This is a genomic window from Lysinibacillus sp. FSL L8-0126 (genome assembly GCF_038630385.1).
Taxonomy (GTDB): domain Bacteria; phylum Bacillota; class Bacilli; order Bacillales_A; family Planococcaceae; genus Lysinibacillus; species Lysinibacillus fusiformis_D.
Genome location: NZ_CP152028.1, coordinates 668,462 through 680,897, shown reverse-complemented (window position 1 = coordinate 680,897; position 12,436 = coordinate 668,462). Strand labels below are relative to the sequence as shown.

Here is a 12,436-nt window from a genome sequence, read left to right as displayed (position 1 = left end):
GCTACTGTCTGTATTCTACAGGCAGTAGCTTATGTTGTTGAAAAAAGGTAATGTCAACGGCATAATAAGCAATTTTTTAAGGCGAGGGGTTGATTTCCGCTCCGCCAGCGTCCTTTCCAGGGGGCGTCCGATGAGCCGCTTCACTCACTGCGTTTCGCTCCAGGGTCTCCTCTGTGACGCTAAATCCCCTAGGAGTGACGCTGGCTCCACTCCAATCAACCATTCTGCAAAAGTGTCTTTTCCTGAACAAAATAGCCCATTATTTATATTATAAGAGAGGATAGCCTCTTACTTTCAATGTGGAGAAGTGATGTGTGACAACACCCCACCATAAAAGAGTAGTGAATACCTTCACTTTTTTGCTAAAAAGTGAACATTTTTATTTTATGGATTGGAGTGGAAGGCTACTTGACTCCCGTGGGAATAGCGAGATAGGCGAGCCCCTGCACGGAGGAAGCGGCTCGGCGCTCGCCCACAGGAAAGCAAGTAGCCTGCAACGGAAATCCTTTTTCACCTTTCACATAAATTCTATGGATGGTTTTGTTTTTCAACACTATGAGCTACTGTCTGTATTCTACAGGCAGTAGCTTTTTTAACCTAATTCTCTTAAAATCACCAAACCTAATTTTAGCATAATAAGATGTTGGGGTTTTCGTTAGTAGATGTATCCCAAAACAACTAGTTGGATTTGGTCGCTTTCCTTACTCAAAGGGAAGATTAACTAAAGAAGATGAGATGATTATTTCTAAATATATCGATTTCTTAGACTTAACTGATTTAGAGAATAGATATTTAGATGAACTTTCTGGTGGTCAAAGACAAAGGACATATGTAGCGATGGTTTTGTGTCAAGAAACTGAATATGTACTATTGGACGAGCCATTGAACAACCTTGATGTTGCTCGTTCTGTTCAAATCGTTTGCAGTAGCAACTGTCTGTTTTCCGTTCTAGCTTTTAAAATAATTTGTGTTAGTTTGCACACACTATCCTACAATAAAGGGATACAGTTTCAGCAACAATTGTTGATGGTCTTCCAATAATATCGAGCAATAGAAACAATGATGAGCCTAGTAACCTTATTTATATTCATTGGAGCAACGATAGTTTATAAAAGTAAATGAGGGTAGATCGTTACTGATTGAACTTTGCTAATAAATATAGTATTTGTTAGCATGAAAAAAGAAGTTGAACAAATTATAAGATTATTGTTGACAAGTTAAATGAAAATGATTATCATTATCATATAAAGAATATTCCTTGACTACAATACAGTGTAGCAAGGATGAACTTTAGCTACTTTTCTCCAGAAGTTTGCTAGTTCATGATTACGCTCCTGAAACCCCCCTCATTTTTTGGGAACGTGAAAATCTCAGACGACTCATCTATCATAGGTGAGTCGTTTTTTTATGTTTTGAGCATAAAAAACAGTCTGTGATAGTAACTCAACAAGCTGTCTCTCATTATTTTTATATAAAAGATACTGCAAAATTAATACTTCAAGCACTAATAAAATATATGAACTAGGTGGTCTACTGAGCTCATATAGTTTTAATTTTCAGGTACTATTTGATATTAGTCAAAATTGGATTATTAAAAACCAAAATATAGAGAGCATCGTTTACATATAGATGATTCATTTCGAAATTTGTTTATTTTTAGAAAAATATTTTAAGAAAATAGAGTAGTAGATTGAGCTATTGAAGAAGTGATATATTTTCTGAATTTTCGGATAGGTCAACTCATATACGTTTTATTTAATTTATACTAGCGAACAAAACCTAGGGTATTGACATATTAAGTGTTAGAATTATATATTTATTCCAGTTAAATTTTTGGAATATTCATTACATTTTTTTGCTTTAACTTGTACCTACAACGTGTTGACGTGTAGTGGTGTTGTTATGAATAGTTTAATTTGATTTGTAAACGTTTACGAAATACAGGGGAGCAAGGATAAGAGGGGGAATTACAATGAAAAAAATACGAATTGGTGTAATTGGAGCCGGTTTAAGAGGGGGCTTAGCACAATACTGGCATAAACCTACTGGAGCATCAGAAATAGTAGCATTAGCTGATATCTCTCAAGAACGTTTAGAAAAATTTCAGGAAAAATTCGATACACCATTATTTTTAACAAAGGATTATAAGGAATTATTAACAAGAGATGATATCGACGCAATTGCGGTTTTATCACCAGATTATCTGCATGAAGAACATATTATTACTTGCTTAAGTGCAGGCAAGCATGTATATGCTGAAAAACCATTAGCCATTACTGTGGAAGGGTGCGATCGAATATTAGATGCATGGAAAAAGTCAGGAAAGCATCTAATGGTTGGCTTTAATATGCGTTATATGAGTATGTATCAAACGATGAAAGGCTTAATTGACTCAGGAGCTATTGGAGAATTAAAGGCTATATGGGTACGTCATTTTGTTGGATTCGGCGGTTACTTCTACTACCACGATTGGCATGGTAATTCAAAAAATACAACATCTCTGCTACTTCAAAAAGGCTCACATGATTTAGATGTCATTCATTGGATTTCTGGGAAATATGCAACGAAAGTCTCTGCATTTGGTAGCTTAGATTATTATGGTGGAAATCAGCCAAATACGTTAACGTGTCCGACATGTGACCAGAAAAAAACTTGTCCAGAATATGTTGAACATACATTTACGGAATGTGCATTCCGTGAAGAAATTGATGTAGAGGATAATAATATGGTCATTATGGAATTGGAAGGTGGCATAAAAGCTTCTTACTTACAATGTCACTTCACACCAGACTATTCACGAAATTATACATTCATAGGTACGAAAGGGCGTATCGAAAATGATGATATCAATAATAAAATTTATTTAAAAACACGAAAATCAAATTCTTGGGAAGAACTTAGTGATGTTGTTTACGAAATGAAGCCTGAGGAAGGAAGCCATGGTGGGGCTGATCCAAAAATTGCCCAAGATTTTGTAGAACTCATTCTCTACAATAAAGAACCTTTAACAACGCCATTTGCAGGACGAATGAGTGTTGCGGTGGGCTGCGCAGCAACAGAGTCTATTCGTAACGGAGGCAAGGTTATGGAGATCATACAGGAATCTACCATTCTGCAACATTGATAAATTGGGGGTGTAATTATGACGCTTTTAGATAAAACAACTGTTGAGGACAAAACATCTAAAACACAACGTTTTTTCAAAAAGCAATCAAAAGTAAAGAAAAATCACTTGGTAGAGTGGAAAAAATCTATCAAAAAAAATTGGGAGCTTTATTTATTACTAGCTCCTGTCATACTTTACTTTTTGGTTTTTCATTACTATCCACTATATGGGGTGCAAATTGCCTTTAAGGATTTCATTGCTACAAAGGGAATTATGGGAAGTCCGTGGGTAGGGTTTAAGCATTTCGAACGTTTTTTTGATAGTTATTATTTTTGGCGCTTAATAAAAAATACGATAGGGATTGGTGTATTCACTTTACTTATATCTTTCCCAATACCAATCATTATTGCATTGCTATTAAATGAAGTGAAAAGTCTTCGTTTTAAAAAATTTGTACAGACAGTTATTTATGCCCCACATTTTCTATCAACAGTAGTCGTTGTGGGTATGCTGTTACTATTCTTAAAGTCTGATGGGATGATTAATCAAATAATTTTGTTATTTGGGGGTACACCAATTGATTTTATTTCAGAACCAGCATGGTTTAAATCAATATACGTACTATCTGATGTTTGGCAAACGATGGGATGGAGCTCCATCATATATATTGCCGCTTTAGCAGCCGTAGATCCAGCACAGCATGAGGCGGCAATGATAGATGGGGCATCAAAATTCCAAAGAATTATTCATATTAATATTCCTGCGATTATGCCGACTATTGTCATTTTATTTATCTTAAATGTAGGATCTGTCATGGCAATTGGATTTGAGAAGGTATTTTTAATGCAAAATGATTTAAATATGTCGGCATCGGATGTTATATCAACTTTCGTTTATCGTAGCGGGATTTTAGAAGCGCAATATAGCTTTTCAGCAGCTGTTGGCTTATTCAACTCTATCATTAATTTTATCCTCCTTATTATGGTTAATAAAATAGCTAAAAAAGTGAGTGATACAAGTTTATGGTAAAGGAGAGATTGAAATGAAAGAATCAAAGGGCGATCGTGCGTTTACACTCTTTAATTATATTTTTTTAACAATTGTAGCAGTTGTTGTTTTGTATCCACTTATTTTTGTTTTAAGTGCTTCCCTTAGTAATCCGGAGTACGTAATCTCGGGGGATATATGGCTATGGCCAAAGGAATTTACGGTGGAGGCCTACCAAAAGGTATTCCAAAATCCAGATATTATGAATGGATTTATCAACACATTGAAGTACACATTCTTTGGAACATTGTTAAATATAGTTATGACAATTTGTGCAGCCTACCCTCTTTCTCGTAGACATTTAAAAGGAAAAGGCTTTATTATGGCATTTATGGTTTTCACCATGTTTTTCAGTGGAGGACTAATTCCTACATATTTATTAATTCGTGATTTGGGCATGATTAATACTTTTTGGGTCATGATTATTCCGAACGCGGTAGCTGTATGGAACATCATTATTATGCGGACATTTTTCCAGTCCATTCCATATGAGCTAGAGGAATCTGCCATGATTGATGGCGCAGGGAACTTCCGTATTTTGTGGAGTATTGTTCTACCACTATCATTACCAGTTATGGCAGTCATGGTTTTATTTTACGCTGTAGGACATTGGAACTCTTATTTCCAAGCATTGATTTACTTGCAAGACCAAGATAAGTTTCCACTACAACTTATTCTGAGGCAAATATTAATTCAAGGACAAGCTGACGATATGATTAAAGCGACGTCAGAAAGCTTTTTAGCTCAAAAACTTAGCGTTGAAGGGTTAAAGTACGCAGTTTTAATCGTTGCTAACCTACCAATGTTAATGCTTTATCCATTCTTACAAAGATATTTTGTAAAAGGTGTCATGATTGGTTCATTAAAAGGTTAAAGAATAGGGGCGATTTTAAATGAAAGTGAAAAAAAAGCGTGTTTACGGTTTAGTAACAAGCCTGATGTTAGCTGCAAGTTTGCTAGGAGCATGTTCAGATAATAAAGATAATGGTGGAGAAAAAAGCGGTAATCTAGATCATTTGAATGCAACGGATATGCCTATTACAAAAGAGAAAATTGAAGTAGACGGTTTTGCAGCAAAGTTTTTTGCATCACAAGATTGGAACAAGCTAATGTTATGGGAAGAATACGAGAAAATGTCTAACATCCATATTAATTGGACAACTGTTCAGACTGAAGTATTAGCGGACAAAAAGAACTTACTTTTAGCTGCTGGAAATTATCCAGAAATATTTTTTGCATCAGCATTTTCAAAAACTGATTTAATCAAGTATGGACAACAAGGTGTATTCTTACCGTTGAATGATTATATTGATCAATATGCTCCAAATTTTAAAAAACTATTAGAAGAATACCCATCTGTAAAACAAGGTGTGACGATGGCAGATGGCAATATTTATGGCTTCCCAACAATTTACGATCCGAAGTTTTCATCACTTCGCGTCGGAGCTCCATGGATTAACCAGAAATGGCTTGATAATCTAGGTTTACAATCACCTGAAACAACAGAAGACTTGTATAACGTGCTGAAAGCATTTAAAGAGAATGATCCTAATGGCAATGGTTTACAAGATGAACAAGGCTGGGGAACTGGCTATGGTATTGAACAAATTATTTCTTATTTAAGAGGTTCATTTGGCTTGAATAAACAAGGAACGATGAATCTGAATTTAGACTTTAAAAAAGGAACTGAAGAATTCCGTTTCGTGCCAACGACAGACGAATATAAACAATTACTTGAGTTTTTAAATAAACTTTACAAAGAAGGTTTAATCAATAAAGATGTATTTACGACAGAGCCTCAGAAATTTGCGGCAGAAGCAGCTAAAGGGACGTTTGGTATGCTTAGTGAAGTAGACCCGAAAGAGTTATATAAAATAGATGGTTATACTGGTGCACAAGTTTTAGAAGGACCGAATGGGGATAGACAATTTACTGCGATGACTAATGGTCTTGGTAATTTAGGCATGTTTGTTTTAACAGATAAAGCGAAAAATCCTGAAGCGATGGTTCGTTGGATTGATCATTTATATGGTGATGAAGGAGCTAAAATGTTCTTTATGGGCTTTGAAGGTGTCACTTATGAAGAAAATGCGGATGGTACTATTCAATATGTAGAAAATATTACGAATAACCCAGATGGCAAAAACTTAGATCAAGCGATAAGTGATTATTTAACATGGCCAGGCGGCTATTACCCTGGGATTGTAACGAAAAAGTACTTCCAAGGTGCAGAGGCTAAGGAAAATTCTATTAACAATGCTAACCAAGTAATGCCATATGCATTGAAAGATGATGAAATTATTCCAGGATTGAATTACACAGTAGAAGAAAATGATCGAGTGTCAGCCGTTTTAACAGACATTCAAACGTATGTAAATGAAATGACGGCAAGTTTTATTACAGGTAAAGAAAGCTTCGATAAATGGAATGATTATAAAAAAACAATTGAGAAGATGGGCTTACAAGAATATTTGGAAGTAGCACAAGGGGCATATGACCGATCAAAATAATTAGATTTAGGATTTCCTTCAAGTTTAATAAGAAGGAGAAGGTCACATAAGCTAAATAGTCACTTTTGATTCCAAGCTTATGTGACCCTCATTCTATAAACCTTCTTTCTAATGACGTGTCTAGTTAGAGAAACCAACTCTTCACACTTAAAATGAAGCATGCACGATATATAGTTGTATGTGAATCGTAGGGAGGTAATGTACTTGGAATTTGAAGGGTGGAAAAGTAAATTGTACTGGGTTGTAGAGTGGATCACATTGTTAGCAGTGCTACAGATATTATGGACAGGCTTAACTTTGCTTGGACTTGTTTTATTTGGACTATCCCCAGCAACTGTTGCAATGTTTACTACTTTACGTAAAAGATTACTAGGAGAAGATGACTTAAAAAGATTAGTAAAAATATATTGGAATACATATAAAGTCGAATTTATTCCATCTAATAAAATAGGTATTATCTTACTGGGTTTAGGCTACTTTTTAATCATTAATTTTCAGATTATTATAACATTTAATGGCATACTTGGTTTACTTTTGCTAACAATGTTCATCACAATTAGTATGCTATTCGGTATTATTCTAGTGAATATATTTCAACTATATGCCCATTATAATTTACCATCATTACGTTACTTTGCTGCTTCCATCATATTTAGTATTGCGTATCCATTACAGATGATTAGCAGCATTATAGGGCTTGCCATACTATATAAAATTTATAGTTGGATTCCTGGCTTATTACCATTCTTCGGTGTTAGCTTAACTGCATTATTTTTAACTTGGATGTCATCTCATATATTTAAGAAAGAAATTGAAGCAGAGGAACAAACGAATCTACCACAGTATTCTGGTGGAGGGATAACCTCATGAATAAAATATGGATTATTAATGCTAATATCGTTTTGGAAAATCAAATTTTAAATAACGGATTTCTAGAAATGTCGGGAGGGAAAATTACAGTAATTGATCAAATGGATAATTGTCCTTCACTAGCTTCGATAGAGAATGTAATAGACTGTCAGCTAAAAGGTTATATAATCCCTGGAATGATCGATATCCATGTACATGGTGCTTTAGGACATGATTTTATGGATGCTGATCAAATTTGTTATTCGAAAATGGCGAAGTATTTAGCTAGTGAAGGCATAACAGCTTTTTTAGCAACAACGATGACAGCTCCTATGTCAGAGATTGAAGCTACTATTGAGGAACTTTCTTCTTATTATAAAAACCAACCTACAGCAGTAGCTGAAATGTTAGGAATTCATTTAGAAGGTCCATTTATTAATGGGGCAAAAAAAGGAGCCCAACCAGAAGAGTATATCTTAAAGCCAAATGTTCAACAATTTAATGATTTATACGATAAGTCTCAACAATCCATTCGTCTTGTCACATTTGCACCTGAGGAAGATAGCAATTTCGAATTACTAAAAGAATTGACTAGTAAGGGAATTATTGCATCTATTGGTCATTCTGACGCTGACTATCATATGGCAATCCATGCATTAAAAGCTGGTATCACTCATGCAACACATCTATTTAATGGTATGAGTGGACTTCATCATCGTGATCCAGGTGTTGTTGGAGCAGTGCTTTTAGCTGAAGATGTGTATGTTGAGGTAATTCCAGATAATATTCATTTCCATAAAGATTTACTACCAATGGTTTACAAAATGACGGGCTTAGATCGTTTATTAGTCATTACAGATGGTATACGTGCAAAGGGGATGCCAGATGGTATGTATAGTTTAGGTGGAAATGAAGTAGAAGTAATCAATAATCAATGTATTCAACGTAAAACAGGATCCTTAGCTGGAAGTGTGTTGAATATGAATACGGCAAGAAAAAACATAGAAGAGTGGCTTACACTTTCAATCGTTGAACAAATGCGTCTTGTTTCTTTGAATCAAGCAGTACATTTAGGGTTCGATAAGCGAAAAGGGTCTATTGCACTAGGAAAAGATGCAGATGTTGTTTGGTTGAATGAAGAAGGAGAAGTGGAGAAAACTTTTTGCTTAGGGAATCTTGCCTTTGAGAAGGGTTGATATATCAATAGGCATCTTTTTATATAGATGGTATATTGATTACAAAACCTAGAGAAGGAAGGAAAAAAGATGCATTTGTTAGATCAATCCAGTGTAATCCCATTGTATCACCAATTGAAACAAATATTATTTGCAAAAATACAATCAGGTGAATGGAAGCCAGGAGATAAAATTGACTCAGAAAACCAATTAATGGAAATGTTTCGAGTTAGTCGAAATACAGTAAAAAAAGCAATTGAGGAATTAGTAAAGGAAGAGAAATTATATCGTATACAAGGGAAAGGGACCTTCGTTTCGAAACCTAGACTTGAACAATCGCTTGGAGGATTTTATAGTTTTAGTCGCATGATTCAAGAAAAAGGTTTAAATCCAAGAGATGAAGTGCTAGAAATACAGAAGGTTTATCCCTCAACAAAGGTTAGGTCCAATTTAGCATTAGAGGAAAATGAGCAAGTAGTAGAAATGAAGCGTTTACGATTTGCAGATAATGAGCCTATTATTTTGGAATCATCATTTTTACCTTTAAGTATTATTAAGGATAGTGAAATATTAAAAGAAGTAACTACTTCCTCTTTATACAGCTTATTAGAACAACGGTTTAACATTATTGTTGTAAGGGCGCGAGAAGCTTTTGAACCAGTCCTTATTAATAAAGTTGAAGCGCCTTTATTGAAAACAGATGCTGGAAAACCAGCTTTATTACTAGAACGAACTGCGTTTGATACTTCAGGAAAACCAGTTGAATTCTGTATTTCGATTGTAAGAGGGGATCGTTGCCGATTTTATACAGAATTAAACTAATTGAGTAATTCCCTCTATTTTTTTATGTTATAGATTATACCAACAACCCATTGAGGGAGGAATTCTATTATGCCATTAGTGACAACTAAAGTTATGTTAGAAGATGCTTATAAAAATAATTATGCAATCGGTGCTTTTGGAGCACATAATTTGGAAATTATAAAAGCAGTAATTGCTGGTGCAGAAAAAGTAGGTGCACCTGTCATTTTGCAAACAACTTCGAGCACTTATAAATATGTTGAGATGCCTTATATGATTGCACTTGCAAAAACAGCAGCTGAACAGGCAAAAGTACCGGTGGCATTACATCTGGATCATGGTGAATCTTATAAGATTGTTATGGAATGTTTACGGGCAGGCTATACCTCTGTGATGATTGATGGTTCCTCCTTACCTTTTGAGGAAAATATCTTATTAGTAAAAAAAGTAGTAGAAGCTGCAAATGCGTTAAATGTGCCTGTTGAAGCAGAGCTTGGGACAATTGGTGGTGTCGAAGATCGTTTAAGTGTCCATGAGGATAATGCATTCTTTACTGAACCCAAGCAGGCTGAACATTTTGTAAAGGTTACAGGAATCCAGTCATTTGCTCCAGCTTTTGGTACAGCGCATGGTAAGTATAAACAAAAGCCAAAATTACAATTTGATCTTTTACAAGAAATTCATTGTTCTACAAATGTGCCCTTAGTCATGCACGGAGCATCTGGAGTGCCAGAAGAGGATGTGCGTAAATCTTTGAATTACGGCATTGCAAAAGTGAATTTTTCTACTGAGCTGAAGGATTTATTTGCTGAGCAATTAAGAGCTTATTTTAAGGATAATCCAACTGAAAATGATCCAAGAAAGTATTTCCTTCCGGCACGTGAATCTTTAATTAAGTTAGTAGAGCAAAAGATTGAGATGTTACAAAAATGATTACTACATTAACCTTAAATGCAGCCATTGACCAAGTATATGAGGTAGGTTCTTTAATGGTTGGTCAAACCAATCGTGTATCGCAGAAGTCACAACAAGGTGGAGGGAAAGGTGTTAATGTAGCTCGTGTTATCGTGGCACTTGGTGGCGATGTAATTATTGGCGGTTTCGTTGGTGGATTAAATGGTAGTAGAATAAAGGAACTTTTACAGGAAGAAAATTTACAAACAGAGTTCATACAAATACAGGAAGAAAACCGAATTTGTTTAACCGTTATTAATCACCAAAAGAAGGAAATGACAGAGCTTTTAGAGACAGGACCAACCATTTATGAATATGAATGGAATAAAATGTTAAATTGGGTTGAGGCACAAGCCGAACATGCTAGCTATTTTGTGTTGTCAGGAAGCCTACCTAAAGGTATCCCAAAAACGGCCTATGCGGAGATTATTCATAGATTAAAGCAAAAAGGGATTCGAGTTGCACTTGATACAAGTGGTGATGCGTTGAAACATGGTATTAAGGCAATACCCTCTATCATTAAACCTAATGAGGATGAAATGACTCAATTGATTGGTAAGCCAGTTCTAGCTCAGAAAGACTTAGTTCAAGCTGGTATAAAATTACAAGAATTAGGGATTGAACATGTGTGTTTTTCATTGGGCGAGCAAGGGGCTTTATTCGTTAATTCGTTAGGGGTTTACAAAGTGAACGCACCACGGATAAATGTTGTTAATACAGTTGGAAGTGGTGATGCCTTTTTAGGTGGACTTATTTATAAGCTCTCACAGGGTGCAGATCCTACAGAGGCATATAAATGGGCTGTTGCATGTGGCTCAGCGAATGCAGAAAATAAAGAGATTGCAAAAGTACAAAAAGTGACTGTTGAAAGTCTCTTAGCCGAGATACAAATAACTAAAATTAAAGAGAAGTAGGGATTTGTTTATGTACACTTACAATGAGATTATGGCACAAGGACAAAAGTTAGAAAAAACAAAAGACATTGTTCAATCAATTGCATTCAATAAAAATGCTGTAGATGTCGTTCTTTTCACGGGATGTGGAACATCATTTTATTTAGCGATTGCTGCAGCACGTTATTATCAAGCTGTAACTGGAGAGTTTGCTATTGCTGTACCAGCATCTGAGTTGTTTTTACACACAGAAACGTATATTTTAAAAAATAAAAAGTATCTTATCATTGGCATTTCACGTTCGGGGACAACTTCGGAAATCATTATGTCTTTAGAACATTTGAATGATGCGGAAAATATACGTACTATGGCAGTGACATGTAATGGGGACACACCTATGGCTAAATTAACTGATGAATTGATTGCTTTAAATGATATATCAGAAAAAAGTGTGGTAATGACTCAATCATTTTCTAATATGCTATATGCTCTCCAATTATATGCAGCGAAAATTAGTGGACGAACGGATATGATGAAACAGTTAGAGAAAATTCCTAGACTTGTTCATTCGGCATTAGGCAATGGAAAGCAATTAACACAGGTGACAGAAGATGTCTCAAAAAAGCGTTTTATCTTTTTAGGGTCTGGTGCTTATAATGGGTTGGCTAAAGAAGCGACATTAAAGCTAAAGGAAATGACGCAAACGGAATGTGAAAGTTACTCCAATTTAGAATTCCGTCACGGCCCTATCTCTATTGTCGATAAGGAAACGGTTGTTATTTTATTTACACAAAATGAAACGAAGGAATATGATCACGCATTAGTGAAAGATATTCAAAAGCTGGGAGGTTTCGTTGTTGTCATTGGTATAGCTTCAGAAGAATTAGAAGCAGATTTAATTCTCAAGTTATCAGAAGAAGTAGATGATTTAAATCGACTTGTTGAAGCTATTCCTTATTTCCAACTATTAGCTTATCAAAATGCAATATTTAAAGGTTGTGATCCTGATAAGCCACGTAATTTAACGCAAGTCGTAAATCTTTCATAACAAAAGCAGATGCAATGAAGAATAGACATATATATAACCTTTACTTTCTGAGA

General features: G+C 35.2%; 10 protein-coding genes and 1 pseudogene. All 11 read left to right on the top strand.

All coding sequences use genetic code 11. The annotated features are described in order from the left end of the window. Window positions 1-672: 672 nt before the first annotated feature. Window positions 673-921, top strand: a pseudogene (locus MHI34_RS03305) (ATP-binding cassette domain-containing protein); the annotation flags it as partial. A gap of 1,051 nt (window positions 922-1,972) precedes the next feature. After that, window positions 1,973-3,124, top strand: coding sequence for a Gfo/Idh/MocA family oxidoreductase (locus MHI34_RS03300; RefSeq protein ID WP_058844174.1), 1,152 nt, complete (start codon window positions 1,973-1,975; stop codon window positions 3,122-3,124). Window positions 3,125-3,142: 18 nt separating this feature from the next. Further along, window positions 3,143-4,135 carry an ABC transporter permease subunit gene (locus tag MHI34_RS03295; protein WP_036126514.1) on the top strand — a complete coding sequence of 331 codons (993 nt, stop codon included), beginning with the start codon at window positions 3,143-3,145 and terminating at the stop codon, window positions 4,133-4,135. 13 nt (window positions 4,136-4,148) lie between these two features. Further along, on the top strand, window positions 4,149-5,027 hold the full coding sequence (locus MHI34_RS03290; RefSeq protein WP_036126512.1) for a carbohydrate ABC transporter permease: 879 nt from the start codon (window positions 4,149-4,151) through the stop codon (window positions 5,025-5,027). A gap of 19 nt (window positions 5,028-5,046) precedes the next feature. Continuing rightward, on the top strand, window positions 5,047-6,663 hold the full coding sequence (locus tag MHI34_RS03285) for an extracellular solute-binding protein (protein ID WP_342504100.1): 1,617 nt from the start codon (window positions 5,047-5,049) through the stop codon (window positions 6,661-6,663). A gap of 198 nt (window positions 6,664-6,861) precedes the next feature. After that, window positions 6,862-7,533: a DUF624 domain-containing protein gene (locus MHI34_RS03280; protein WP_342504099.1), complete on the top strand. Its 672-nt coding sequence runs from the start codon at window positions 6,862-6,864 to the stop codon at window positions 7,531-7,533. Further along, a complete protein-coding gene (gene nagA / locus MHI34_RS03275; RefSeq protein WP_342504098.1) occupies window positions 7,530-8,708 on the top strand; it encodes an N-acetylglucosamine-6-phosphate deacetylase in 1,179 nt (392 codons plus the stop codon). The genes MHI34_RS03280 and nagA overlap by 4 nt, the downstream gene beginning before the upstream one ends. Before the next feature lie 69 nt (window positions 8,709-8,777). Continuing rightward, window positions 8,778-9,509: a GntR family transcriptional regulator gene (locus MHI34_RS03270; RefSeq protein WP_342504097.1), complete on the top strand. Its 732-nt coding sequence runs from the start codon at window positions 8,778-8,780 to the stop codon at window positions 9,507-9,509. 69 nt (window positions 9,510-9,578) lie between these two features. Continuing rightward, a complete protein-coding gene (locus tag MHI34_RS03265; protein WP_036126503.1) occupies window positions 9,579-10,421 on the top strand; it encodes a class II fructose-bisphosphate aldolase in 843 nt (280 codons plus the stop codon). Beyond that, window positions 10,418-11,356, top strand: a complete 939-nt coding sequence (pfkB, locus tag MHI34_RS03260; RefSeq protein ID WP_342504096.1) for a 1-phosphofructokinase — start codon at window positions 10,418-10,420, stop codon at window positions 11,354-11,356. The genes MHI34_RS03265 and pfkB overlap by 4 nt, the downstream gene beginning before the upstream one ends. Window positions 11,357-11,366: 10 nt before the next feature. Beyond that, complete coding sequence (locus tag MHI34_RS03255) at window positions 11,367-12,383, top strand: SIS domain-containing protein (protein WP_342504095.1); 1,017 nt, start codon at window positions 11,367-11,369, stop codon at window positions 12,381-12,383. Window positions 12,384-12,436 lie beyond the last annotated feature (53 nt).

Bases quoted from the DNA above. Each gene is read 5' to 3' on its own strand.
- MHI34_RS03255 (WP_342504095.1), top strand. From the start codon at position 11,367: ATGTACACTTACAATGAGATTATGGCACAAGGACAAAAGTTAGAAAAA.
- MHI34_RS03270 (WP_342504097.1), top strand. From the start codon at position 8,778: ATGCATTTGTTAGATCAATCCAGTGTAATCCCATTGTATCACCAATTG.
- MHI34_RS03265 (WP_036126503.1), top strand. From the start codon at position 9,579: ATGCCATTAGTGACAACTAAAGTTATGTTAGAAGATGCTTATAAAAAT.
- MHI34_RS03295 (WP_036126514.1), top strand. From the start codon at position 3,143: ATGACGCTTTTAGATAAAACAACTGTTGAGGACAAAACATCTAAAACA.
- MHI34_RS03300 (WP_058844174.1), top strand. From the start codon at position 1,973: ATGAAAAAAATACGAATTGGTGTAATTGGAGCCGGTTTAAGAGGGGGC.
- MHI34_RS03290 (WP_036126512.1), top strand. From the start codon at position 4,149: ATGAAAGAATCAAAGGGCGATCGTGCGTTTACACTCTTTAATTATATT.
- nagA (WP_342504098.1), top strand. From the start codon at position 7,530: ATGAATAAAATATGGATTATTAATGCTAATATCGTTTTGGAAAATCAA.
- MHI34_RS03280 (WP_342504099.1), top strand. From the start codon at position 6,862: ATGTACTTGGAATTTGAAGGGTGGAAAAGTAAATTGTACTGGGTTGTA.
- MHI34_RS03285 (WP_342504100.1), top strand. From the start codon at position 5,047: ATGAAAGTGAAAAAAAAGCGTGTTTACGGTTTAGTAACAAGCCTGATG.
- pfkB (WP_342504096.1), top strand. From the start codon at position 10,418: ATGATTACTACATTAACCTTAAATGCAGCCATTGACCAAGTATATGAG.